25 protein-coding genes and 1 tRNA gene are annotated in these 25,448 nt (G+C 56.9%); 15 read left to right on the top strand and 11 right to left on the bottom strand.

Translation table 11 applies throughout. The annotated features are described in order from the left end of the window. Positions 1-220: 220 nt before the first annotated feature. The 6 genes from ABJZ52_RS12065 to ABJZ52_RS12090 all read right to left on the bottom strand — a co-directional run bounded on the left by ABJZ52_RS12065 (position 221) and on the right by ABJZ52_RS12090 (position 6,020). Entirely contained in the window at positions 221-1,510 is a 1,290-nt protein-coding gene (locus tag ABJZ52_RS12065; protein WP_348191618.1) for an amidase family protein, read from the bottom strand. Between the two features lie 111 nt (positions 1,511-1,621). After that, a complete protein-coding gene (locus tag ABJZ52_RS12070; RefSeq protein WP_348192506.1) occupies positions 1,622-2,275 on the bottom strand; it encodes a DUF2848 domain-containing protein in 654 nt (217 codons plus the stop codon). Between the two features lie 12 nt (positions 2,276-2,287). Continuing rightward, entirely contained in the window at positions 2,288-3,568 is a 1,281-nt protein-coding gene (locus tag ABJZ52_RS12075; RefSeq protein WP_348191612.1) for a TRAP transporter large permease, read from the bottom strand. Next, positions 3,565-4,098, bottom strand: a complete 534-nt coding sequence (locus tag ABJZ52_RS12080) for a TRAP transporter small permease (protein WP_348192509.1) — start codon at positions 4,096-4,098, stop codon at positions 3,565-3,567. The genes ABJZ52_RS12075 and ABJZ52_RS12080 overlap by 4 nt, the downstream gene beginning before the upstream one ends. A 12-nt stretch (positions 4,099-4,110) precedes the next feature. Then, a complete protein-coding gene (locus ABJZ52_RS12085) occupies positions 4,111-5,157 on the bottom strand; it encodes a TRAP transporter substrate-binding protein (protein ID WP_348192512.1) in 1,047 nt (348 codons plus the stop codon). Positions 5,158-5,180: 23 nt separating this feature from the next. Next, positions 5,181-6,020: a putative hydro-lyase gene (locus ABJZ52_RS12090; RefSeq protein WP_348192515.1), complete on the bottom strand. Its 840-nt coding sequence runs from the start codon at positions 6,018-6,020 to the stop codon at positions 5,181-5,183. A gap of 108 nt (positions 6,021-6,128) precedes the next feature. On the opposite strand from ABJZ52_RS12090, the gene ABJZ52_RS12095 reads away from it, so the two are divergent. The 6 genes from ABJZ52_RS12095 to ABJZ52_RS12120 all read left to right on the top strand — a co-directional run bounded on the left by ABJZ52_RS12095 (position 6,129) and on the right by ABJZ52_RS12120 (position 11,647). Further along, entirely contained in the window at positions 6,129-7,031 is a 903-nt protein-coding gene (locus tag ABJZ52_RS12095; RefSeq protein WP_348192518.1) for a LysR family transcriptional regulator, read from the top strand. A gap of 259 nt (positions 7,032-7,290) precedes the next feature. Then, positions 7,291-8,163, top strand: a complete 873-nt coding sequence (locus tag ABJZ52_RS12100; protein ID WP_348192520.1) for a PhnD/SsuA/transferrin family substrate-binding protein — start codon at positions 7,291-7,293, stop codon at positions 8,161-8,163. Continuing rightward, positions 8,163-8,975 (top strand): phosphonate ABC transporter ATP-binding protein, encoded by an 813-nt coding sequence (locus ABJZ52_RS12105; RefSeq protein ID WP_348192523.1) that lies wholly within the window; start codon positions 8,163-8,165, stop codon positions 8,973-8,975. Before ABJZ52_RS12100 ends, ABJZ52_RS12105 begins: the two co-directional genes overlap by 1 nt. Beyond that, positions 8,968-9,807, top strand: coding sequence for a phosphonate ABC transporter, permease protein PhnE (phnE, locus tag ABJZ52_RS12110; RefSeq protein WP_348192526.1), 840 nt, complete (start codon positions 8,968-8,970; stop codon positions 9,805-9,807). Before ABJZ52_RS12105 ends, phnE begins: the two co-directional genes overlap by 8 nt. Continuing rightward, the gene (locus ABJZ52_RS12115; protein WP_348192529.1) at positions 9,804-10,481 is read left to right on the top strand and encodes a class I SAM-dependent methyltransferase; all 678 of its coding nucleotides are present in this window, start codon (positions 9,804-9,806) and stop codon (positions 10,479-10,481) included. The genes phnE and ABJZ52_RS12115 overlap by 4 nt, the downstream gene beginning before the upstream one ends. Then, positions 10,478-11,647, top strand: a complete 1,170-nt coding sequence (locus ABJZ52_RS12120) for an alpha-D-ribose 1-methylphosphonate 5-triphosphate diphosphatase (protein ID WP_348192531.1) — start codon at positions 10,478-10,480, stop codon at positions 11,645-11,647. The genes ABJZ52_RS12115 and ABJZ52_RS12120 overlap by 4 nt, the downstream gene beginning before the upstream one ends. An 800-nt stretch (positions 11,648-12,447) precedes the next feature. On the opposite strand, the gene ABJZ52_RS12125 is transcribed toward ABJZ52_RS12120, so the two are convergent. From ABJZ52_RS12125 to ABJZ52_RS12140, 4 genes are all read right to left on the bottom strand, one after another. Beyond that, a tRNA-Arg gene (locus tag ABJZ52_RS12125) sits at positions 12,448-12,524 on the bottom strand. A 287-nt stretch (positions 12,525-12,811) separates the two neighbouring features. Next, on the bottom strand, positions 12,812-14,293 hold the full coding sequence (locus ABJZ52_RS12130) for a HAMP domain-containing sensor histidine kinase (RefSeq protein ID WP_348192534.1): 1,482 nt from the start codon (positions 14,291-14,293) through the stop codon (positions 12,812-12,814). 75 nt (positions 14,294-14,368) lie between these two features. Next, on the bottom strand, positions 14,369-15,796 hold the full coding sequence (locus ABJZ52_RS12135) for an FAD-dependent oxidoreductase (protein WP_348192537.1): 1,428 nt from the start codon (positions 15,794-15,796) through the stop codon (positions 14,369-14,371). Between the two features lie 54 nt (positions 15,797-15,850). Continuing rightward, complete coding sequence (locus ABJZ52_RS12140; protein WP_348192540.1) at positions 15,851-16,645, bottom strand: VTT domain-containing protein; 795 nt, start codon at positions 16,643-16,645, stop codon at positions 15,851-15,853. Positions 16,646-17,036: 391 nt separating this feature from the next. Between ABJZ52_RS12140 and rpmH the strand changes: the two genes are divergently transcribed. From rpmH to dapD, 9 genes are all read left to right on the top strand, one after another. Then, positions 17,037-17,171, top strand: coding sequence for a 50S ribosomal protein L34 (gene rpmH / locus ABJZ52_RS12145; RefSeq protein ID WP_153770627.1), 135 nt, complete (start codon positions 17,037-17,039; stop codon positions 17,169-17,171). Positions 17,172-17,200: 29 nt separating this feature from the next. Further along, positions 17,201-17,641: a ribonuclease P protein component gene (gene rnpA, locus ABJZ52_RS12150; protein WP_348192544.1), complete on the top strand. Its 441-nt coding sequence runs from the start codon at positions 17,201-17,203 to the stop codon at positions 17,639-17,641. 6 nt (positions 17,642-17,647) lie between these two features. Further along, complete coding sequence (yidC, locus tag ABJZ52_RS12155; protein ID WP_348192547.1) at positions 17,648-19,465, top strand: membrane protein insertase YidC; 1,818 nt, start codon at positions 17,648-17,650, stop codon at positions 19,463-19,465. A 211-nt stretch (positions 19,466-19,676) separates the two neighbouring features. Then, the gene (locus ABJZ52_RS12160) at positions 19,677-20,318 is read left to right on the top strand and encodes a CatB-related O-acetyltransferase (protein WP_348192550.1); all 642 of its coding nucleotides are present in this window, start codon (positions 19,677-19,679) and stop codon (positions 20,316-20,318) included. Between the two features lie 70 nt (positions 20,319-20,388). Further along, complete coding sequence (gene yihA, locus ABJZ52_RS12165) at positions 20,389-21,036, top strand: ribosome biogenesis GTP-binding protein YihA/YsxC (RefSeq protein WP_348192553.1); 648 nt, start codon at positions 20,389-20,391, stop codon at positions 21,034-21,036. A gap of 86 nt (positions 21,037-21,122) precedes the next feature. Beyond that, on the top strand, positions 21,123-22,010 hold the full coding sequence (gene argB / locus ABJZ52_RS12170; protein WP_348192556.1) for an acetylglutamate kinase: 888 nt from the start codon (positions 21,123-21,125) through the stop codon (positions 22,008-22,010). Continuing rightward, positions 22,007-22,747, top strand: a complete 741-nt coding sequence (locus ABJZ52_RS12175) for a pyrimidine 5'-nucleotidase (RefSeq protein ID WP_348192559.1) — start codon at positions 22,007-22,009, stop codon at positions 22,745-22,747. The genes argB and ABJZ52_RS12175 overlap by 4 nt, the downstream gene beginning before the upstream one ends. A gap of 78 nt (positions 22,748-22,825) precedes the next feature. After that, entirely contained in the window at positions 22,826-23,692 is an 867-nt protein-coding gene (locus ABJZ52_RS12180; protein WP_348192561.1) for a LysR substrate-binding domain-containing protein, read from the top strand. Positions 23,693-23,849: 157 nt separating this feature from the next. Continuing rightward, positions 23,850-24,698, top strand: coding sequence for a 2,3,4,5-tetrahydropyridine-2,6-dicarboxylate N-succinyltransferase (dapD, locus tag ABJZ52_RS12185; RefSeq protein WP_348192564.1), 849 nt, complete (start codon positions 23,850-23,852; stop codon positions 24,696-24,698). 53 nt (positions 24,699-24,751) lie between these two features. On the opposite strand, the gene ABJZ52_RS12190 is transcribed toward dapD, so the two are convergent. Continuing rightward, positions 24,752-25,363, bottom strand: coding sequence for an isochorismatase family protein (locus tag ABJZ52_RS12190; RefSeq protein ID WP_348192567.1), 612 nt, complete (start codon positions 25,361-25,363; stop codon positions 24,752-24,754). Positions 25,364-25,448 lie beyond the last annotated feature (85 nt).

A 25,448-nucleotide genomic window follows, 5' to 3' on the forward strand; every position in this document is an offset into this window, starting at 1 on the left:
TAATTTTGGACGCAGTGTCCGTCCGCCAGCGACGTTGCCGCCGTCGATGAACGTGGTTATAGGTCCACTCCCCATAACCGTCAACGCCTAAATCCAAAAAAAACAAACTAAATAAAAATTCAAAACATCAATTGTGGACAAAAGAGAAGAAAATTTGAAATATATCAATTATTTCAATTACTTGCCTATAACACCACATTCACATCGGCGAGCTCGCTTCTCAGCCAAGGCCTGCCAGAACCTCCTCTACAGCTTTGCCACAGCCCAGCAGTGCGGCGTCATTGTTCCTCACCCCGATCAGCATTGCACTCAGGGTCAGTCCGCTTTGCCGATAGGGCATGGCCAGACTACAGCCATCCGCGCAGTTGGCAAGTGATGGATTGCGCAGCGCCAGCAGATTGGCTCGGCCAAATTCCGCGTCATCTGAAAGATCCGACACTTTTGGTGGCAGCAACGGCGTCGTCGGCATCAGCAGAAAGTCACCGCCAAGCTCGGCTGCAAAAGCCTCGGCAAAGGCATTCCGATTGTTAAGCGCCTGACGATAGCCGACCGCAGTGAGTTCATCTGCGCGAGACATTCTGGAATGAACGCGAGGATCGAAATCTCCGGCACGACTTTGAAAGAGATCTTCATAGTGAGCGCGCGATTCAACCGAGGTCATCTGCCAAGGACCGAATGTCCCATACAGATCTATACAGCCCAGGTCCCTCTCGACAATTTCAAGGCCGGCGTCACGCAGGACGGCAAGAACCGCCTCGAAGCCCTTCGCGATCACGGGATCCATTTCGTTGAAGCCAAAATTGCGTGCGACGACGAGACGGCCGGCCCTGGGAGCTTTTGGCGCGGTGGTTAGACCGGCCATCACCTGCCAGGCCAGTTCGCAGTCGGCAACGGACCGCGCCATCGGACCGAAGCTGTCGAGCGTATCCGACAATGGCTTGCCTCCGGCCAGAGGAACAGTCGCCTGTGTTGGCTTGAACCCGGTGATGCCTGTGAACGCGGCTGGAATGCGAAGTGAACCGCCCGTGTCGCTGCCGATTGCGATGTCACACAATCCAAGGGCGACCGAAACTGCGCCACCACTGGTGGAGCCACCAGGTGCGCAGCCCGGATAGGCCGGATTATCGGGCGTGCCATAATGCGGATTCAAACCAAGGCCGGAATAGGCAAACTCGGACATGTTGGTCAGACCAAGGAAGACCGCACCGGCCTCACGCAGCCTTGCAATGGCGGGCGCGTCCTGCTCCGCGGGCGCGTCGCCCTGTAAAACCCTGGTACCAGCTGTTGTCGTTTCGCCAGCAACATCAAAAAGGGCCTTGATGCTGGTAATCGCGCCGGCAAGTGGCGAGTCATTGGACGAGGCAAGCGCAGCCTGTTCTCGCGCAAGACGAGGCAACTCCCTGGTAAAGACCGACACAGCTGCGGGATCCTCGGCCAGTCGCGCCAATGCGCTTTCTGTACGTTCCGAAGCAGTCTCAGCGCTCCAAGCGAGATCGGTCCTGGCACTCATCTTCATTTTCTTTCCAAAATTCCGCCGTCGATACCCCGATGTTTTTCGAAGTTCCGACTGTTTTACAAGCCATTGTCGGCCCCAGACGGTACGCTTGAATTGTCCGCTTCGCTATGAAACAGCGGAAAGACAACGAGTTCGATACTGCCATTCGATCTTCGCGCCGGAGACCGGATCGCTCAAAGACATCTTGAAATCTTCAGCCGGCCTTACTCCGCCAATGGCAGGCAGGGTTCCACAAAGCATGGTGGTCCCTTCCGGCATTTCGATCCCGGCCATCAAGGTGGCGAGAGGTAAAATCGAGGATAGGGTTCCGTCCTGGTAGAGTTTCCAGGAACCGTCTTCCAGAATCCAGGAGCGCAGCTCGAGCTGATCAAGGTGGTCTGAAACGTCGTCAAGCTTCCAGAGATCAGGAGCGACCGGCTTGGCGCAGATCTGCTTGGAGTGCGCCACGGAATAGGTTTCGAGCGCCCGATCCGTATGATCTGACGCAAGCCCCAGCCAGAGCGTGCCGTCGGCATTCAGCAAAAATGGCTCGGCCTCACCTGAACTCTCCGTGCCCAACACCTGAATCTCGCTATCTTGAGTCAGGAGTGCGGGCGCGCATTGGTAATAGAGAGGCACAGTCGAAGGAGCCGGGACGCCGATGGCCGCCAGTTCTTCGATGTGATGATCGACAGCAGCCCTGTCTCGCCCGGTCCACCCGGCAACAATCAAGGTGTGCGGTGTGCATTCGAGCACACCGGTCGGTGTCTGAAATTCCATTACAGGAGCCTCTTACAAGCTGGATGGGAGAAAGAGAGCGAGTTGCGGAGCCAGGATGAGAAGGCCAACCATCAACAGCATTGCGAAGGCATAGGGAATGCAGCCCAGCATGACATCTTTGAACGGCGCCCTGCCGCGAGCGGACTGAACCACGTAGAGATTCAGGCCGACCGGAGGTGTGATCAATGCCATCTCTACCAGAATGATCATCAAGATCCCGAACCAGATCTTGTCGTAACCCAGATGCACGATGATCGGCACGACGATGGGAATCGTCGCGACCATGAGGGACAAGGTCTCGATGAAAAATCCAAGAACAATGTACATCAGCACGATCACAAGGAGGGTCGCCAGAGGCCCCAGGCCGAGCCCGTTGAGCAAATCCTGCAAGGCACGGCTGACACCGGCAGCCGTCAGGACAAAGTTCAATACATAGGCCCCAATGACAACCAGCATAATCATCGCCGATGTGCGCACCGCACCGCGCAGCGCCTGGGACAGCATATCAAGACTGAACGCCCGCTGCTGAACGGCAATTGCCAACGCGATGCCGACCCCGATGGCGGCAGCTTCAGTGGGTGTCGCCCAACCCGCATAGATCGAGCCAACGATAGCTGCGAAAAGGCCGAAGATCGGAATCAGGTCAAGGAGCCCAATGAACCGCTCGCGCCAGGCACTCGGGCGCCGCGGGCCGCCGAGGGACGGCCACATCACGCAAAGGATCACCGTGAAGATCATGAAGAGCAGCGCCATCAGCAGGCCCGGCAACAGACCTGCGAGAAACAGCTGAGGGATCGAGCTTTCAGTCAGAAACCCGTAGACAATCAGGTTGATTGAAGGCGGAATGATAATGCCAAGTGTTCCGCCAGCCGCAATTGCACCGGAGAAAAGCTTCTCGTTATAGCCCAGCGCCCGCGCCTGCGGCATCGCAACAGTTGCCACTGTCGCGGCAGTCGCGACCGACGAGCCGGACGTTGCAGAGAACATGGTCGATGTGGCGATATTTGCATGGATCAGGCCACCTGGAAGCCAGGACACCCATTTGTCGAGCGCGGTGTAGGTCCTGCTTGCAACGCCGCTGCGAACCAGAATTTCTCCCAACAGCACGAACAATGGAATGGCGATCAAGGTCGCGCTGTTGGAAGACGACCAGACGACCTGACCAAGGCCGCGCATCAACGGGAAAGGACTGAAGAAAAAGTCGATTCCGAAGGCCAGTAGAAAGAGAACAATCCCGACCGGGATGGATAGTGCGAGAAGGCCGAGCAGACCGAAGGCTGTAAAAGGGATCATTCGCTTCCCCCCATACCAACAGCTTCTTCAATCGCGCCCTCGTCGCTCAAGAACAGCTTTTGCATGACATAGACAACCAGAAGAACGGCTGAGATCGCAAACCAGAGCCAACCGGACCACCACAAGATTTGCGGGATCCACAAGGGTGTTTCCAACGGAGTGTTTGCTCTTGCTCCTGTCGAAAGCGTTTTGGCAACGACAGACCAGCCACGCCAGGCGACGACCAGTGCCGTCGCTGCAAGGCTCATGATGGCGATCGCATCGAGTTGTGCCCGGCCTTTTGACACAAGGCGCTCGCGCACGAGGTCGATCCGCACATGCGCCCTCTCCGTCAGGGCATAGCTCACGCCCCAACTTGATGTGATTGCCATTGCGTAGCCGGAGATCTCGTCGACTCCGCCCAAGGATCCGCCAAGTTGGCGTGTCAGAATTTCAACGAGTGTATAGAGAACGCAGACCATCAGCATTGCGCCGACAGCAAGTGCAACCCTGTCGTTGATTTTCTTCAAGAGATAGATGAGCGGAGTCACGAGTTTCCAGCCTTAGTTCAGGGTCAGTTCGACGCCGGTGACGTTGCCGACACTGTCGTTCCAACGCTTGGCCCATTCAGGCCCGGCGCGTTCGGCCCACTCCGGCAGCACCTCGGAGATCAGAACCTCTTTTGCCTTGGCCAGATCTTCGTCATTTGCGGCGACAAGGATCATGTCGTGCGCATCGCCGTATGTGCATTCGCCGGTTCCGGTCAGGCAGGCAATATCATTTGCAAGCGCACCCTGGGCCGACTGCCATGCGGGAGCCTCGAACTTTTCCTTGATCGCACTTTCCAGAGTGCTCTTTTGAGCATCGCTGAGCGCGTTCCACTTGTCGAGATTGATCGCGGTGACAACGGGATCCCAGCCACCGAGCGGGAGGGTGATCAAATGGGTCGAAACTTCCCACCAGCCCGCATTGTACCCCGAGCCAGCTCCGGTGACGGCGCAATCGACAACGCCGCGTTGCAGGGCACCTGGCACTTCGCCAAAGCCGATATTGACGCCCTCAGCGCCCAGCGCTTCCAGGAACTTGGCGGTCATCCGGCCCGAGGCGCGCACTTTCTTGCCCTTTAGGCCTTCCAGATTGCTGACTTCCCCGTTGCAGAAAACGACCTGCGGCGGATAGGGCGCAATCGCCAGGACCTTGGCATTGAAGACATCCTTGTAGATATCGTCGACCATCGGACGGGCTGCCTCAACAGCCTTCTGTGCGGTGGCAGCATCCGTGGCGATAAGGGGCACATCCAGTCCTTCGAGGGCAGCGCTGTCGGCGACCGCATAATCGCCCACGGTCATGCCCACATCAAAGACGCCCTCAGACAGCATCCGGAACACATCGCCGCCGGCAATGCCCATCTGGTCATGCGTGGTCATTGTGGCCGTCAAGTCGCCGCCGGAAACTTCAGACAAGGTCTCCGTCCAGAAAGGCATTTCATACTGCTTGTAAAGTGGCAGGCTGCTCCAGCTGCCAACGACGGACAGCTCTTCCGCCTTAAGAGCGCTCGCTGCCGTCAGCGCAGCAAGAGAGAGCGTGGATATTGCGAGAAGTTTTTTCATGTTGTTCTCCATTCCGGAAAGGTTCAGAAAATCGGTTTTTTATTATCGTTGTAGGGATAAATCGGCGCACATTGATCGCTGACATCAGCGATGAGCATGGCGCCCGGGGCGTGCGTGATCGAAAGAGCGGGCTTGGCCTGCATGATCGCAACTTGCGGAGTGACACCGCAGGCCCAAAAGAGAGGAACCTCGCCCTCCCCTATGTCGACCGCAGTGCCCCAATCAGGCTTGCCGACATCCGCAATGCCAATTTCTTCTGGCGCACCGATGTGGAGCGGTGCGCCATGGGCGAGAGGATAGGCCCTGCAGATCTCAAAGACTTCGTCGATCCGGTCTTTTTGGACCGGACGCATGGACACGACTGTATCGCCACCAAAAGGTCCGCACGGAACGGTCTTTATCGACGAGCGGTACATTGGCACCGTCACATCCATTTCAATGTGGCGCATGGGAATGCCCGCACGCAGCAGTGCGTTTTCAAAGGTGAATGAACAGCCGATCGCAAAAGCCACGAAATCGGGCTGCCACACCCCCATCAAATCCGGCACCTGTTCGGCCAATGCGCCATCGCGGTAGATGTTGTATCGCGCGGCATCAGTGCGAATGTCCACGGTGTTGCCGAGCCGCTCCACCTGCGGATTGCCAGGCTCAGACACGCCCGCAAGCGGACAGGATTTCGGGTTCAATCGGCAGAACTCATGAAAGCTCTCCGCCAGATCGCCTGAGACAATTGCGAGGTTACATTGCAGATGTCCCTTCGCGAGACCTGCCGTGTGGCCCGTATACAGACCGGACCGGACTGCACTGCGGACCGCAGCGAAATCGCGTTCGACAAGTTCTGAAAAACTGACCATCTGGACCATACGCCCCCCTTCACTATGGAAAGGCTGAAGCTGACGGCCTATAAAGTCAAATTGCCATTTCTTGTTCAAAGTGATCGAATTTTCTGATCACCAAGTAGGACGCACAATATGACTCTGGAACAGTTGAGAACCTTCCTTTGGGTTGCCCGTCTTGGCGGGGTCCGTCGTGCCGCAGAGCAAATGAACATTTCCCAGCCCGCAGTCTCCTCACGCATTGCGAGCCTGGAAGCCTTCCTTGGCGCAGAGCTGTTTACCCGGAGTTCGACCGGTGTGTTTCTGACCAAACAAGGAGTGCTCCTACGCGCTCATGCGGAGCAGATCGCCGCACTGGTCGAGCGGATCAAGGCAGACATCATGCCGGCAGATAGCGTGAGCAGCCTTCTCAGGCTTGGTGTTGCTGAAACGGTAGCCCAGACATGTCTGCCGGATTTCCTGACCCGCCTCCACCAGACGTTCCCGAAACTGAAGATCGAAGTCTCGGTCGACATCTCACTCAACTTGCGAGAAATGCTGCTTGAACGTTCCCTGGACCTTGCAATCCTGATGGGTCCAATCTCCGAATATACGGTCGACAATGTCGATTTGCCACCGTTTCAGCTGAACTGGTATCGCCCCCTGAACATGGCTGAGCCCGACCTCAGGGTGACGCCTGTCATCACCTATAACCGGAACTCCAGACCTCACCGGGAACTGACCCGCGAACTTCGCGAACGCTATGGCAGCACGGCGCAGATCTTCCCGACCAATTCACTGTCCACCGGCTTTGAAATGGTTGCATCCGGACTGGGCGTTGGCATCCTGCCTCATGCCCTTGGGCGCAGATTTGTCGGTGAAAACAAGATCGCTACATTTGATCCAGGCTGGCTGCCCAATCCACTCCAGTTCACCGCCACCTATATCGGAGAACCACGTGATGAATTGGTCGCCGAGGCAGCGCGGATCCTTCAGGAGGTCGCTGTCGACTATCACCGCCGTATCGCTGATATCGACTTACAAACCGCCGAAGTCTAGATCTATCGCATAAAAAACAACAACTCACTGAGTAACTAAGAAAAATCTATTGCGCCACCTAATTTAGTATATTCTCTCCAATCATAAAAAATTCAATATACCCACAAATACAGAAATCAATACTTTCCTTATCCATATTCTATTTTACAGAAACGACATATTTCCATCACTGCCAGGTCAAGCAGGAATGGTATCCGGGATCGGGTTTTGCATATCCCCGCCAGCTTACGCAGCTCGCGTTCACCAGGGAGATCCTGAAATGAAGTTTCTAAAATCCGCAGCCCTCGCGGCTGCCACCCTTGCCCTGTCTTTTACGACATCCTTTGCAGACAATTTCAAATTGGCTGTGACCGATGTTGAAGGCCTTGAGCGCCTTCAGCTCGAGTGGGGTCCGTTCAAGGGCGCGCTTGAATCCGCAACTGGCCATACTTTTGAATTTTTCCCGGTTACAAGCCGCACAGCAGCTGCAGAAGCGCTGCGCGCCAAGCGCGTCGACTTCGTCGTCACCGGTCCGGCTGAATACATCGTCATCAACAAGCTGACGGAAGCCACGCCTCTGATCGGTCTCGGCCGCCCTGATTATTTCTGCGCAATCGTTGTTCGCGCTGACAGCGGCATCGTTCGCCCGGCCGAACTTGAAGGCAAGAAGGTTGCCTTTGGCGACATTGGCTCGACATCGAACATGCTCTGCCCAATGCAGCTGATGGCCGACTACGGCATCAATCCTGCCAAAGACGTCGATCGCCTGCATACCTCGCGCAACATTGCTCATGAAGCTCTGAAGAAGGGCGACGTCGCAGCCATCGGAACCAACCACAACTCGTGGATCAGCGTTCGCAACAAGGACGACAGCGTGCCGAATGGTTTCTTCCGCATCATCGCACGATCCGGCGACTTGCCGAACGACATGCTGATGGCTGCCGCACATGTCGACACCGAGACTGCCCAGGCCATTCGCCAGGCGATCCTCGACAACAAGGAAAGCATCATCAACGGCATCCTCGCTCATGAGGAGAACGACAAGTACTCCGGCATGGACCTGGTCGCGATCGAAGACGGCGCTTATGACATCGTCCGTTCGATGTACACCACCGCCGGTTTCCCGCAGTACGACAACTTCATCGGCGAATAATGCAGACCGCAGCTTTGACCACCGGCGTGCAAGCGCCGGTGGTCCATCCCCCGTCACCGGCATCTCCCGCCAAACTGGATCTAGCGATCCGCGGCCTATGCAAGTCATTCGAGACCAATCGCGCGGTTTTGACTGATGTCTCCTTCTCAATCGCCAACAAGGAAGCTGTCGCACTGATCGGATCAAATGGCGCCGGCAAGTCTACCGCCCTGAGGTGCGCCATGCGGTTGGTCGAACCCGACAGTGGTGAGGCGGTGCTCTTTGGCACGGAATTGCGTTCGGCCAAAGCCCGTCAATTGCGGAAAATCCGTAGCGATGTCGGTTTTGTCTTTCAAAAGCACAATCTGGTCCCACGCGTCTCTGCTTTGACCAATGTCGTGCATGGCAACCTGGGCCGAGCGAGCGGAATTCGCGGCTGGAGCCAGGCCTTCTCAGGACGCCACATCAGAGAACGGGCCTATGCCTGCCTCGAAAGGGTCGGCCTGTCCAGGCAGGCAATGAAACGCGCTGATCAACTTTCGGGTGGTCAATCTCAGCGCGTTGCCATCGCCCGTGCCCTGATGCAGCAACCCAAAATGATCGTCGCGGATGAGCCGGTCGCCAGTCTGGACCCGGTCGCCGGCCAAGAGGTCATGGACCTGTTTCATCATCTGGCAAAGGAAGAGGGCATCACGCTGCTCTTCACGACGCACAATGTTGCCCATGCGCTTGCCTATTCGGATCGTGTTGTCGCTCTTCGCGGCGGCAAGGTGGAACTCGATCAGACCAGCGCCCTCCTGTCCTCCTCCGACCTGAACGAATTCTATGGTTGAAACCTCACAAACCCGGCCTGGACGCCGGTCGATTCCAACGCGGCTAGAGCGACAAAATCCGCTGACCTTCGTCGCCTATGTCGCGTTGCTCGCTTTTGTTCTTTGGTCTTTCCAGGGTGCAGGCTGGTCGTTTTCGGCGCTCGTTTCGGGTGGTCCGTCGATGGTCGACTTTCTGTCCCGGGCATGGCCTCCAACGACGGAGCGCTTGCCGCAGCTGTCGACCGCACTGCTCGAGACCTTTCAAATGGCGCTGGCCGGAACAGTGATCGGTGTCATCTTGAGTATTCCGCTTGCCATGATGGCAACCAAGGGCCTAACGCGGCCAACCGTTCTGGGCCGAGCTGTCGGTGCATGCGCCCGGCTTCTGATCGCATTTTTCAGGACGGTCCCGGACCTTGTCTGGGCACTGGTCTTTGTCATCTCTGTCGGCCTTGGTCCATTCGCAGGAACGCTCGCCATCGCGGTCGACACCATCGGCTTTTGTGGCCGTTTCTTTGCTGAGTCCATGGAAGACGTTGAAAAGGGTCCTGGCGAGGCATTGACCGCCGCTGGTGCAAGCCGATTGGACACGATCTTTTGCGCCATCATTCCAGCTGCCATGCCGTCTTTCATCACGACCTCCCTCTTCGCTCTCGAAAAGGCGACGCGCTCGTCCGTCGTCCTGGGCCTTGTCGGCGCCGGTGGCATCGGCATTGAGCTGAAGGTCGCCATGGACTTTTTCGATTACCAACTCGCGATGACCATCATCCTGATGATTTTCGCGCTCGTGCTTGTTGTTGAGCGCCTGGGCTCGATCGCGCGCCGCAACATTCTTGAAGGAAACTCACAATGAGTGAACTAAGCTCTCTCGAACAAACCGACACTGCCCATCTTGAATGGCAAAAGCGTTGGCAGACAGAAGAAGGCCGCGCCGACTGGCTGGTCGCAGAGCCTGATGTCGCCACGCTTGTTGAACAGATGGCCAAAGACGGACCAAAGACCGCACTGGACCTCGGCTGTGGTGTAGGCCGTCATGCTCTCGCATTCGCCCGCGCTGGTTTCAAGACGCATGCGATTGATCTCGCCGAAGCGGGTTTGGCAGAACTAGGCGCCAGCGCAAATGCCGAAGGTCTTGATGTTGAAACGCACCTTGGTCCGATGAATGCCCTGCCGTTTGACGACAACAGCTTCGACTACGTTCTTTCATTCAACGTCATTTATCATGGCGATCCGGACATCGTGCGTCAGTGTATTTCAGAAATCGTGCGTGTCCTGAAGCCCGGCGGTATTTACCAGGGCACCATGCTGTCCAAGCGCAACGTCAATTGCGGCAAGGGGCGGGAGATTGCACCCGATACGTGGGTCAATGATAACGATGATGACAAGGCGCATCCGCACTTCTACTGCAATGCCAGCGAGCTCGTCGCGCTTTATAGCGATTTCGAGCTACGGTCTCTGGAAGACAAGCTGCACAAAAAGCCCGGCTCGTGGCACTGGCACCTGATCGCGGACCTGACAGCCAAATGAGACCCATCCTAATTCGCAACGGGCGCGTTCTCCTTGACGATACATTGGAAGATGCCGACGTGTTGATCCTAGATGGCATCATCCAACCTCTTGGAGCCTCGGTACCGGCTGATGCCCTCCAGCTGGATGCTCGCAACCGCCTGGTTTTACCCGGCATCGTCGACGTTCATGGAGATGCCTTTGAACGCCAGATCATGCCCCGTCCAAAGGTTTCCTTCGACCTTCCTCTTGCGCTTGGCGAAACTGACCGGCAACTCGCCGCCAATGGGATCACCACAGCTTACCATGGGCTGACGCTCTCCTGGGAACCAGGCCTGCGCTCAATCGAGGCAGGCAGCGCCTTTCTTGAAGCTCTGAATCGCGTGAGAAAGAACCTCTCCGTCGACCACCGCGTACAGATCCGCTGGGAAACCTTCGCGTTTGAGGCGATTGACCTGATTTGCGACTGGCTGGAGCGCCCACTCGACCTTTCGATTGCCTTCAACGATCACACAAGCTCAACACATCGAAAAATCACAGCCGGAAATCATAGCAAGCTGTCCGATTGGGCGAGCCGCGCAGGCCTTTCGAATGAGGGGTATTTGGCCTTCTTTGGACAGGTATGGGATCGACGTGCCGCAGTTGGCGATGCGGTTGACCGCGTCGCGACGATGACAAGAGCATCTGGCGTGCCGATGCTCTCGCATGACGATCTCACACTGTCAGACCGGGCCGCATTTCGCAGCCTTGGATCTGACATAGCCGAGTTTCCACTGGCCGAAGAAATTGCAAGCGACGCTCGATCGCATGGTGAGCATTGCGTCTTTGGCGCCCCCAATGTCGTGCGGGGCGGCAGTCACACGAATGCCCCGACCGCCGCCGACATGGTCACCCGTGGTCTTGGAACGGTCCTCGCCTCGGACTACTATTATCCGTCCCTTTTCTCGGCTGCGCAAAGACTGATCAGAGACTATTCCATGCCGCTTGCAATGGCTTGGGCACAGGTTTCAACCAATCCGGCGCAGGCCATGAGACTTGCTGACCGCGGCAGGATCGAGCCAGACCTTCGCGGTGATATCGTTATTGCCCAGGATCTGGCGCAGGACGGCGCCAGGATAGAGGCCACTCTTTCAGAAGGCACGATCGCCTATCTGGCAAACGGCGCCCTGCTCGAATGCACGCAGTGAACGACAGTCAAGTATCAGTTCCATCCGAACCAGGTGAGCACGTGGAAGCGACAGGCGTCGAAGATATGGCGGATGCGTCTTCCCGTTGAGGAAAATCCGAAGGGCCGACGGAAGCGGAGGTCAAGGCGTCGCACGCCAAGATCATGAAGTTGACCATCGGCAAAGACTTTTTAGCGCAAGGGCGCAAGAAGTGAGCCTGGCAAAGAAGAAGGCGATAGACTGGCGGGACCATACGGATCTGAGCATCAGGCAGCAATGCTACTTGGTGAAGCCAGGCCGGTCGTCATTCTACCACACGCCAGTCGGGTTCAGCGAGGCAACGCTGGAGTTGATGAAGGCCATCGACCGCGCCCTCACCAAACATCTGTTCTTCGCAAGCCGACAGATCGCTGCCGATTTGCGCCGGGGCGATGTCTTGGTTGGATGGACGCGGTCGGAGCGAGGACAACATCGTCATCGAACGGCTCTAGCGGTCCTTGAAGCAGATAACAGTCTATCTGGGGCACCTGACAGACGGCCTCAAGGAACATCGAGTCTTCCGGCACTGGATGATCTTCTATAACACCGAGCGACCTCATTAAGCCCTTGAGTAAAAAAACTCCCAGAGAGGTATACTGGGCTGACACAGATCTGAAATTGGCGGCATGAAAACCAACCCTGCGACATCTTAGATCGTACGCTGACGTTTCCGGAGAACCAGGATCACATCACATCGACCATGGCAGACAACGCGATCGCAAAATTCGAGAACAAATTGCAACCAGATTTTGCAAAACGGAGTGCAAAACAATGCTAGATGATGGCGCACCGGGGAGGATTCGAACCCCCGACCCCCAGATTCGTAGTCTGGTGCTCTATCCAGCTGAGCTACCGGTGCATAGGCGTGTGATCCGTTGTGAGGCGTCGTCGTTTTCGAGCTTCAGGCTGGATCCAGCGCGTTGTCCGTCTCGGTGCGGCGATCTCGCTGCCCCGGGACTGGAGGGACTTCTACTTTGCCCGCCTGTGCTTTGCAAGCGCCGTTTTGGTTTTTTTTGAACCGCTCGAAAGCCAAGCACCAAAACAAGCAAATCCGCCGTTTTCACCTGTGAAAAACTTCCAGGGCAAATTTCCAAGTCCCGTTTTTCCCCTATCGCTTTCCCTCGCCATGATGGCCCGGCCGCACCCTCAGCGCCGATCGGGCATCTGGATCCTGAAGCATGTGCCCTGCCCTTCATCGTCCAACGAGATTTCCCCGCCGTGCGCCTTGAGAAGCTCCGCGGCGATGGCAAGCCCCAGCCCAACGCCTCCGGCCTTGGACCCGCTGTGAAAAGCCTTGAAGAGAGCCTTCTTGATGTTGGCAGGGATGCCCGGGCCGGTATCTGAGACAATGATATGGACACAATCGCCGCGGCGTTCCGCCTCGAGAACGATCCGCCTGACAAGCGTCTCATCGCGTTCGCCTTCCAGAGCCTGAACAGCATTTCGACACAGATTCAGGAGGACGCGAAAGATCTGCTCAGGATCGGCGTCGATCTCGACACTGCCGTCGACCCGGTTTTCAAAAGCAATCGTCGCATGATCCGACAAGCCGAGCACTTCAGCGACATCATCACACACCCGCGTCAAGGCAATCAGGCGACGCCGGGGCGCTTCTTCCTGGGCCTTGCCGTAGGACATGACGGCCTGAGTGTAGGAGACCGCGCGGTCAAGCGTTGCCAGGATCTTTGGTGCCAGGCGGTTCACAGTCGGATCCGGCACATGCTCCAACCGCTCCAGGAACAATTGGGCCGAGGCAAGCAAGTTGCGCAAATCATGATTGATCTTTGAAACCGCCAACCCCAGATCAGCAAGCCTCTGCTTTTGTTGCAAGGCACGGGAGAGCGCCTGCTGCATTGCCGCCAGACGAACCTCTGCGTCCCCAAGCTCATCGTTCCGTCCCGATGGCGCCGTGATGCGGGATGCGTCCTCGGGTGCTTCCGCGAAAAAATCCATCGACCGGGTCAGCCGTTGCAGAGGCCTTACAAAAAGCGCGCGCAAACTGATGTAGACCAGCGCTGCCGTGATGATGGAAATCACGAGCGACAACGCCAGAATGCGACCTGAGAACGCCAGCATGTCCTGCTGAAGCAGACTGACCGGCAAGACAATATCGACGTGTTTGACCACCCCCATCTGACCTGCCCCGACGACGCGCATCAGTCCATCGCCGCTATAGAAAAGGACCCGGAAGCTCTCGACGATCGCCCGCAGGGGTGTCATTTGCGCAAGGTCGACAACAAACTCGACCTCAAAAGGTGCACTGCTCATTGCAATCAGACTGCGGCGGCTGCCCAGATCCAGGGAAATGGCAACAGCACCAGTGGTCCGCAAAAGCTCTTCCTGAAGGCGTGGTGCGATCGTGTTGGTTTCACTCAGAACCGCGGCTGCCACTCCGGCGGTCGTAAGACGATCCGTCAGCCAGGTACTACGAAAATTCGCAACCGAAGGCACGTAGATGAAGACCTCCGCCAACATCACGAAGACAATCGTCAGCAGCAGAAGCTTGCCGGAAAGCCCACCAAGTTGATAGCGGGATCTTGCGAGTTGCTCGCCTGCCGCCGCAAGATCGGATGCCTCATTCCCGACGGAAGGCTCAATGTCGCCCCCGGGAAGACCTTCGTGCTTCATTCAGGTCACTTTCACCGCTGTTTCGCGCAAGGCAGCAAATCATAAGGGCGAGATCAAGGCACCATCGCCATCGTCTCACCCAAACTGTGTCAGAAATCGCACGAGGCGCCGCACCCAGGGATTAGAAGGCGCATCAGCGTAATAGGAGGTCGCGGCACGGCGCACCAATTCTCCCAATGTCGGATAAGGCGCAACAAAACCCGCCAGGTCCTTCATTGTCATCTTCTTCGAAATCGCAAGGGACAGGAGATTGATCACTTCGCCGGCCTGGGCGCCAACGATGTCTGCCCCCAAAAGCTTGCCTCTCGGGCCTGCAACAAGCTTCAAACGACCGATTGTGGCACCTTCCGCCTGAGCCCGATCATTCGCGGCATAATCGGCGGTCAGGATCTTGACCTTGTCGCCGTGCCGTTTCCTTGCCTGCTCTTCGCTCATTCCGACGTGGCCAAGCTCGGGAGACGTGTAGGTGACCCAAGGCATGTTGACCCGGTCCTCCCGAACAGGCAGGCGGAACAGAATCGAACGAATGACAAGGCCGCCATGATATCCGGCTGCATGCGTGAATTGCAGACCACCAATCACGTCACCGATCGCGTAGACTTTCCGGTTCGACGTACGCAAGCCCTTGTCGACCTTGATGCCGCCGCGCTCGACCTCAACCCCGGCAGAATCAAGGCCCAATCCGTCGAGATTCGGCTTGCGGCCCGTGGCAACCAAAAGATGGCTGCCTTTGACTGTAACCGCGCCCTTTGAACTGTCGGCATTCACCTGAATCAGGCCATCTACCGATGATACGGACTGGACTGCAGTGCCTTCCAGAATTTCGACACCATCCTGCTTCACTGCGCTCAGAACGATGGCAGCCAGTTCCGGATCGTCCTTGCCCAGAGCTTTCTGGGCCTCAATAACAGTGACCCTTGATCCCAATCGGCTGTGCGCTTGCGCCATCTCCAATCCGATCGGCCCGCCGCCAATGATGATCAGGTGTTCCGGCGCCTTGCGAAGCTCGAACAGGCTCTCGTTTGTCAGATAGTCCACATCCGACAGCCCGGGGATCGGCGGCACCGCCGGGGACGAACCGGTGGCGACCACAAAGCGCCTGGCCCGGATTTTGATTTCACCTGCCAAAACCGTGTCAGGAGATGTGAACCTGGCTTCCGCCTTCATCACATTGACACCCAGTCCTTCGAAACGTTCAACAGAATCATGTGGTGCGATGGACGCGATCACAGACCGGACATGATCATTCGCACTGGCAAAGCTGGCCCCGGAAAAATCCGCCTCTACTCCGATCTTGGCATCAGGACCATGAGCCTTGGCCGATTTCGCCGCAGACAGGAGCGCCTTCGATGGAACGCAGCCATAATTGAGACAATCACCGCCCATCAGCCCCTTTTCGACAAGCACCACATCGACACCAAAGGCAGCAGCTGCCGCGGCGACGGTCAGGCCACCGGACCCGGCGCCAATCACACAAATGTCGGGGGTCAAAGTATCGGGCATTGTTCTCGCTTTCGCGTTGTTGTTCGTTCAAGAGCGGCTGACATTGGCCGCCATCTAGCTGTCCGTTCCGCGACTGCGGATTTTCTTCAGCGCGACCGGGATCAAGGAAGCGATTCCCAAGGCGAAGAACGCCAGCAAGAGTTCAGGCGTCACAAGCGCTCCAAGCTCAACGTGACAGGTCCCGGCTGCCGCGCATCCTGGGTTGGCGGCCTCCTGAGCTTCAATCACACTGTCGAGGCCCGCACCTATGAATGCAAACGCGTAGGTTCCCGGAACGATCCCGATCGCTGTGGCGCCGACATAAGTTGCCAGCGGCACATGGAAAATCGCAGGGGCGATATTCACCAGCCAAAATGGAAAAACCGGGGTCAGGCGCAGAAAAAGAAGGTAATTGAAAGCGTTCTCACGGAAGCCGGAGGCAAGTCTTGCGACGAAAGGACCGGCCCTCCGCGTAAAGACCGAGCCAAGCGACGAGCGGGCCGCCAAATAGATAACCGTTGCGCCCAGTGTCGCTGCCACGACTGTCGCCGTTCCACTGATCAGCCAGCCAAAGAGAAAGCCTCCGGCAATGGTCAAGAGCGATGCGCCGGGGAAGGACAGCGCAACTGCAACGGCATAAATCAGAATGAATGCCAGAACAGCGGCAGCCAGGTTCTGGGTGACATAGTTTGCCAGGTCCTGGCGATTGCGGATCAGTTCGGACAGCGTGAGGTGTTCATGCAAACCCATGAACCAGGCAGTTGCCATCGCAGCCAAGATGCACAACACAGGGAACCAGCGACGGATCGTATGGCCAGCACCTGTGGACGCCTCCGCATCGTCGCCGTCTTCTGCGGCATGTTTCGACATATTTCTTGCCCCGCTGACATTGGATCTTGGCACTGCCAAGTTCATCCGCAATTCGTTCGAAGTGCCTGCTCCCAGTCAGGTGTAGTCGAAAAGTGCAAATGAGAACTGTACTTCACCGACAATTGAGTGATGGTTGAACAAATCCGCCATCAATTCATCCAACTGCGCTTCCCGGCTCGCCAGATATGCGAACCCTTTTTCACTCGATTTGTGCAATATATTTGACATCTGACGCGTTGACTTGAGGCCTCCTGCCCCGTATAAGCGCGCTCGACCGGGACATGCACTCGGATCATCGCCTTTGGTATGGGCGCGCCGATGAGGCGTTTCGAGTGCTTCCTCCAAGAATTTCGAAAAACAAGGGCCGCGCTCATCTGCGCGGATAAGAACAATGAAGCGTACGTATCAACCGAGCCGTCTTGTCCGCAAGCGCCGTCACGGCTTCCGTTCGCGCATGGCGACGGCAAATGGCCGTCAAGTTCTCGCGCGCCGTCGGGCAAAGGGCCGCAAGCGTCTGAGCGCCTGATCGGGCTCATGCACGCGGCGTTGCCGGTGATGACTGTACCAGACACACAGCCTGCGCCGCCGATGAAAACACTTAAAAAGCGCTCCGAGTTCCTAGCTGTCGCCAAAGGCGGACGGGTGGGTCGGCGCGCTTTTGTGCTTCAAGGCCTCAAGCGCGACTGTGATGATGCTCCCCGCATCGGGTACACAGTGACCAAAAAAACGGGGAATTCAGCCGCGAGAAGTCGGATCAAACGCCGTCTGCGCGCAGCTGTCGCAGCCTTGGATGCGAATGATATTCCACAACGCGCCGATTTCGTCCTGGTCGGACGTGAATCCGCGCTCTCCCTTCCCTTTCAAAATCTGGTATCGGATCTTAAGTCCGGAATGCCGCTTGCGCTCGACCCAAAGTCGGGACAGCGTCGCAGAAAACCGCGCTCGTCAAATGGCAAGCCCGGACCAGAGACAGTGCCGAGCAGAAAACAGGGGTAAATCCAGTTGTTCTCCGAAAATAGAAATACGATTCTGGCAATCGTGCTATCCCTGATCGTGCTTCTGGGCTGGCAATATTTTGTCGCCCAGCCGCAGTTGGAGCGACAACAGGCGGAGCTGCAGGCACAGCAAGCAGCGGAGCAAGCGCAGGCCGAACTGAATGGCGACCCGACCAAACCGACTCCGAATGCGGTACCAGGGCAAGCAAGCGCCCCGACCAGCAGCGCTGCGGCTATCGGCCTGACGCGCGAGCAGGCGATTGCCAGCTCTGAACGCGTCAAGATCGAGACGCCGAAACTTTCAGGCTCAATCAACCTGACCGGCGCGCGCCTCGATGATCTGCGTTTGAAGGATTACCACGAGACCGTCGACAAGAGCAGCCCGACCATCGTGCTGCTGTCGCCCAAGGGCGGTCCGACACCTTATTATGCCGATTACGGCTGGGTCGCGGATCCCGGATCAGATGTCGTTCTGCCAGAAGCTGATACGCTCTGGACAGTCGAGGACAATGATCAGCTGACGCCGTCGACGCCAGTCACATTGAGCTACGACAACGGCTCGGGCCTGATTTTCAAGCGCACCTATTCGCTCGATGAAAACTACATGTTCACGATCGAACAGTCGGTTCAAAACAACACTGATACCGCCGTGAACCTTTATCCTTACGGCCTCATCGCGCGGAACGGTCAGCCGGAAACTGCAGGCTTCTACATTCTTCACGAAGGCCTTCTCGGCGTATTCGGTGAAGAGGGCCTGCGCGAAATCGACTATTCCGATCTTGAGGAAGAAAACCAGATCCGCCCCGCAGAGGTTGATCAAGGCTGGCTCGGCATCACTGACAAGTACTGGGCAACGACACTCATTCCGACACCTGGCGAGACCTTCCAGCCCAGCTTTAGCTACTCCTCAGTCTCGAAGAACTTTCAGGCAGATTTCCTCGGCCAGGGCGTCAGCGTTCCGGCCGGGGGCGAAGACGGCACGAGCTCATATCTCTTTGCCGGGGCCAAGCAGAAGCACCTTCTGGACGCCTATGAAGACAGCATCGGCGTTGCGAAATTCAATCTCCTGATCGACTGGGGCTGGTTCTATTTTCTGACCAAACCGATGTTCTTTGCCATTGACTGGCTTTTCCATCTGGTCGGAAACTTCGGCGTGGCGATCCTGCTCGTGACAGTCGGCGTGAAGCTCGTCTTCTTCCCATTGGCAAACAAGTCCTACGTCTCCATGAGCAAAATGAAGCTCGTGCAGCCGCAAATGACCGAAATTCGAGAGCGCTACTCGGATGACAGAGCCAAGCAGCAACAGGCGCTTATGGAGCTCTACAAGAAGGAAAAGATCAATCCGCTTGCAGGCTGTTTGCCTGTGCTGATCCAGATCCCGGTCTTCTTCTCGCTCTACAAGGTGCTTTTCGTCACGATCGAAATGCGGCACGCACCTTTCTTCGGCTGGATTCAGGATCTGTCGGCTCCCGATCCAACGACGCTCTTCAACCTCTTCGGCCTGATCCCCTGGGATCCGCCACAGATGCTGATGCTCGGTGTTTGGCCGTTGATCATGGGTGTCACCATGTTCGTCCAGATGAAGATGAACCCGGCGCCGCCCGACCCGACCCAGCAGATGATCTTCACCTGGATGCCAGTGATCTTCACCTTCATGCTGGCCTCGTTCCCGGCCGGACTGGTGATCTATTGGGCATGGAACAACACACTCTCGGTGGCGCAGCAATGGCTGATCATGAGCCGACAAGGTGTAAAGGTGGAGCTGTTCGACAATCTGAAATCGACCTTCAAACGGAAGAAAACAGAAGTCGAAGACAAGAGCTGACGACTCTTTGAAACCCTGCTAAAGATCAAGGGCTCCGCATTGCGGAGCCCTTTTTATTGAACTCGTTACGAACCTGCCGTCTGGGAGAGCCGCGCCAATGATCTTCTAAGTCCAGACCCGTTCTGCAAGGTCTTCGCCGACCACCGGGTCAACTGCAGCCCCATCAGCTGCATCCGTTCCTTGCTCAACATCTGATACTTACGGAGGCCCCATGCACGGTCCAGATCCGCAGACACGTTTTCCCTTTCAAGGCGAACAACACACGGTCTTTATCAAGAACGTCATTTCCGGCAGTAATATCGAGGCCGGCGACTATAGCTATTACAACGACCCGCTCGAAGCAGAACGCTTCCAGGAAAAATGCGTTCGCTACCACTTCGACTTCCTCGGGGATCGCTTGGTCATTGGCAAGTTCTGCGCTCTGGCAACAGGCGTCGAGTTTATCATGAATGGCGCGAACCATGCCTTCGACGGGCTATCCACCTACCCGTTCCATATATTTCAGGAAGGCTGGGAAACAGGGTACGACACCTCCGTTTTCCAGAAACAATCTCGCGGCGACACCATCATCGGAAACGATGTCTGGATCGGAACGGGAGCAACTATCATGGCCGGCGTTCGGATCGGTGATGGAGCAATCATTGGCGCCAACGCCGTCGTTGCACGCGATGTCCCTCCCTACAGCGTGGCAGTCGGCAATCCAGCCATGATCGTGAGACAACGTTTTTCCGACGACATTGTCTCCCAGATGCTGGAAATCGCCTGGTGGAACTGGCCGATCGACAAGATCACGAAAAACCTTTCTGCGATACGTGGCGCTGATCCAGCCGGATTAAGCGAGATTGACGGCTAACACCCGGCAAGCCATGGCGTCCTGCATCGTCTACTCGACGCGGGGCGCATTGCCAGCTAGAAGACCAGACATGAGCGAAGAAGAAAAATTCACCAAAGATCAAATTGAAGCTGGCCGTCTGCTATTCGCCAAGCGCTGGGATTTCCTGACCAGTGTTACCGACATGGCGAACCTGCCCGACATTGGCGACACGGAGATTGCCTTTGCCGGGCGCTCCAACGTTGGCAAATCCAGCCTCATCAACGCATTGACCGGACGCAAGGGACTGGCAAGAACATCGAGCACGCCGGGTCGAACCCAGATGCTGAACTTCTTTTCAGCCGATGAAGCGCCGCTGACGATCGTCGACATGCCGGGGTATGGATACGCGCAAGCGCCGAAGGATCTGGTCGAAGCCTGGACAAATCTGGTATTCGCCTATCTGCGCGGTCGGCCGACCCTGCGCCGCGTCTTCCTGCTGATCGACAGCCGGCATGGCATCAAGCCCATCGACTTGCAGGCGATGGCACTGCTCGACAAGGCGGCCGTCATTTACCAGGTTGTCTTGACCAAGTCGGACAAGATCAAACCTCCGGCCCTGAACCGCCTCAAGGACGAGACGCTTGCCAACCTGTCCAAGCGGCCCGCAGCCTATCCGGAAATCATCGCGACGTCCTCGGAAAAGGCGAACGGCATCGAGGAGCTGCGCGCGGAGATCAATCATCTGGTCCTGAATTGAGTTCAGGCCTTCTGATTGAGAAGCAGGCCGAAAAAAGCTATCAAGCCACGCACAAGACGTGAATACAAAGTGAGACCACCCGACCAATGACTTCCTCGGATCAGCACAGCCGCGCCCATGTCATCGCTCAGGCCCTGCCGTACATGCAGCGCTATGATGATCGAACCGTGGTCGTCAAATACGGTGGCCACGCAATGGGCGACCCGGAACTTGGCAAAGCCTTTGCACGTGACATCACCCTGTTGCGGCAGTCCGGCGTCCATCCTGTCGTTGTCCACGGTGGCGGGCCCCAGATCGGCAAGATGCTCACACGCCTCGGTATCGTGAGTGAGTTCAAGGCGGGTCTGCGCGTGACAGACAAGGCGACGGTCGAGATCGTCGAGATGGTTCTGGCCGGGTCGATCAACAAGGAAATCGTCCAGTCGATCAACGCTGAAGGTGGTCGGGCAGTAGGCCTTTGCGGCAAGGACGGGAACATGGTCACCGCCGAGAAGCTTCGGCGCACCGTTATCGATCCGGATTCAAACATCGAGAACGTCGTTGATCTGGGTTTCGTTGGCGAGCCGGCGGATGTCAATCCAACTGTTCTGAAGCTGGTGCTGAAGGAAGATCTCATCCCGGTCGTTGCGCCTGTTGCTCCGGGCCCCGAGGGCGAGACCTATAATATCAACGCCGACACGTTTGCCGGAGCGGTTGCCGGATCCCTCAATGCCAAACGCTTGCTGTTTTTGACAGACGTCCCCGGCGTTCTTGACGGCGAAGGCAACCTGATCAAGCAACTGACTGTTGCCAAGGCGCGTGAACTCATTGCGGACGGGACGATTTCCGGCGGCATGATCCCGAAGGTGGAAACATGCATCGAGGCTCTGGATCAGGGCGTGGAAGGTGTTGTCATCCTCGACGGGAAAGTGCCTCACGCCGTGCTGCTGGAACTCTTTACCGATCGCGGTGTCGGGACATTGATCCGCCCGTGACCGGCAAAAAAATCATCTCTCGCGAGGGTTCCCATGCCCATGCGCAGGACCTGCGGGTCTTCAAGGGGGTCGAAGCCTGGGTCTTCGATCTCGACAATACGCTGTATCCTGCCGAGACCGATCTCTTCAGCCAGATCAATGATCAGATCGCCAGCTATGTTGCCCGCCTGCTCAACCTGGGCAAGGACGAGGCAATGGCGCAGCAGAAGGCCTACTATCATCAATATGGCACCACGCTGCGCGGCCTGATGATGGAACACAACATCGACCCTGACGATTTCCTCAGACACGCACATGACATTGACTATTCAAACATAGCCCCCGACCGAGCCCTTGGCGCCGCGATTGCTGACTTGCCCGGGCGCAAATTCATTTTCACAAATGGCGACAGGCCCCATGCAGAGCGAACAGCTGCAGCTTTGGGGATCACCGAACACTTTGAAGACATCTTCGACATAGTAGCCGCCGACCTGATACCGAAGCCAAACCGGAAAACTTACGACATGTTCCTGCAAAAAACTGGCGTCAGCCCAGCACGTGCAGCAATGTTCGAAGACCTTCAGAAAAACCTCGATGTGCCGCACCGGCTTGGCATGCGCACTGTTCTGATCGTGCCCTCGGGAACGAGAGACGTTTTTCGCGAGGGCTGGGATCTGGAGGGCGAAGACCGAAGTCCTGTCGATTTCGTCACTGACCACCTGGCCGGTTTCCTGACCGCAGTGAAAGGCGCACTCTAAAGCACGACGTTAGCCGCTGGCTCTGGGCTTCTACCTGTCGTATATTGAGTAAATCTCAAACGATGGGTCGATCGAGCCATGGCGTCCTTGCGCGCTCTTCATGCATTTTCTCTTCTGGCGCGCCATGGCCGGGCAGCACAAGCGGCTGAAGAACTTGGCGTCTCGCCATCCGCACTTTCCCATCTGATGCGCAAGCTCGAAAGTGAGCTTGGTTCAACGCTTGTTCTACGAGATGGGCGCGGGCTTACGCTCACCGAAGAAGGCCAGCGTCTTGCTCTTGGCATGGGCGACGCCTTCGATCGGATTGAAGGCGCTGTAGACAGTTTCAAGCGACGTGGACGCACAGAACTCAGAATCAGTACGGTCTCCACATTTGCAACCCGCTGGCTCATTCCGCGCCTCCCCGAGTTTCAAGCGATTCAGCCCGACGTTGAGATCCTTCTGTCCGCCTCAACGCGCGTCATCGATCTCGAGCGAGAGAATTACGACTGCGCCATTCGCCTAGGCAAAGGAAACTGGCAAGCCATCGACAGCACCTTGCTGTGGCAAGAACATCTTGCTGTTGCCATGGCGCCTTCTTTGCTTCCCCTCGAGGATGGCAAGCCCGGTGAGATACTTTCCGAGCTGCGCTTGCTGCACAGTGCAAGCCGCCGCAATGATTGGTCGCTTTGGCTTAACGAAGCTGGACTCGACCATAGTGAGGCGACATCCGGAACGCTCCTTGAAAGCCGTGATCTGGCAATTCAGGCGGCGATTGCCGGTATGGGGGTGCTCGTTATCGACCGACGGTTCGTCGAGCAGGAAATCGCAGCCGGCCACCTGATCATGCCCGATTGGCCAATCCTCGAGCTCGATACAGGCTACTGGTTTGTCCGCTCTCCCAACCGGCCCATTTCAAGGCCCGTGTCGGCCTTCAAGACCTGGCTCCTGGAAGCAGCGGGCTAAAGCAGTCTGTTTCAAATCGTGTTCGCCAAAGCTGGGTGTGCCCGTCCTCAACGTTTCTGTGACTCCGGACGCCCGCCTTTACCTTGACAGGGACGAGCATCGCAGCTTAGGTCCGCGCGATGAGAAACAACCGCCATGCCGGAGAGAGTCCCAGCCGATGAACACAGATCTCGCCAAACTTGCCGAAACAATCGATGCGGCATTCGAGGATCGCGACAATATTGATACGCACACCACAGGCGACGTACGTGATGCTGTCGAGAAGACACTCAACCTGCTCGATCGCGGTGAGCTACGCGTCGCGGAGAAAAAAGACGGCGAGTGGATTGTAAATCAATGGACCAAGAAAGCGGTTCTTCTGTCTTTCCGGCTCAACGCGATGGAAGTTATCAAGGGCGGCCCTGGGGACGCGACTTGGTGGGACAAGGTTCCTTCCAAGTTTGACGGATGGCGTGGCGTTGATTTTCAGGAAGCCGGCTTCCGCGCCGTTCCAAATTGCACGGTGCGTCGCTCCGCATTCATCGGCAAAGGCGTTGTACTGATGCCGTCGTTCGTCAATCTCGGCGCCTACGTCGATGAAGGAACAATGGTCGACACTTGGGCGACCGTCGGCTCCTGCGCACAGATCGGCAAGAACGTGCACCTTTCCGGCGGCGTCGGCATCGGTGGCGTCCTGGAGCCTCTTCAGGCCGGTCCGGTCATCATTGAGGACAACTGTTTTATCGGGGCGCGCTCGGAAGTTGTTGAAGGCGTTGTCGTGCGCGAGGGTGCCGTGCTTTCGATGGGTGTGTTTATCAGCGCCTCCACGAAGATCATCGACCGCAACACAGGTGAGATCTTCATCGGAGAAGTCCCTGCCTACTCGGTCGTCGTTCCGGGCAATATGCCCGGCAAACCTCTTCCCGACGGGACACCGGGCCCAAGCCTCTATTGCGCGGTCATTGTAAAGCGCGTCGATGAACAGACACGTTCCAAAACCTCTATCAACGACCTTCTACGCGACTAAAGCTCAAACATAAGACGCTACAGCACCCGCGCAGCAACGCTTCGCGGGTGTTTTCATATCGCACAGACGTTGGGCAAAACTGCTGCAAAAAGGTCTGCCATCGAGGCCATCGCAGCGTCATGTACCGTATATCCCGGTAAACTACCTCCTGCGGGCAACGGCAGAGGCCGACTCGCGCAGGCACTTGCCACCACTGCGCTGCGAAATCCATGTTCAAAACCGCCACGGATCGTATTTGATACGCACAGGTGGGACATAAAACCGCCAACGATAATGTTCTTGACGCCATCCCTTTGAAGCTGTTCGGCAAGACCTGTGTCTGCAAAAGCATTCGGCGTGGTTTTGGAAATGACCAGCTCACCTGGCCTGGGAGTGCCCTCAGAACAAAATATGCCGCTGGCCGCCGGCTCGAAAAGATCACCAAGCCCACCTTCATTGCACGCATGCACAACAGGTATTCCCAGTTCCGAGGCACGGGCGCGAAGTTGTACAATTTCGCTCAGAGCTTCATCGACGCCGCTTAGCCGCAGGCGTCCCGATCTATATTCTTCCTGAACGGCAACAAGGATTACGACCGTTTCAGCAGAGGTAGGCCGCCGCCACTCAGACGCTCCACCCGTAAGCTCCAAAAGAGTTTGAGGGCGCCTCGCCCCAGCTCGCATCATGCAGTTTCTCCAGACCTTCCATGAAGGAAACTATACTTTCACATGAGGGAATTAAACACTCGATACTGCAGGAAGCACTTACAAA

Source organism: Roseibium sp. (assembly GCF_039982295.1).
Taxonomy (GTDB): Bacteria; Pseudomonadota; Alphaproteobacteria; order Rhizobiales; family Stappiaceae; genus Roseibium.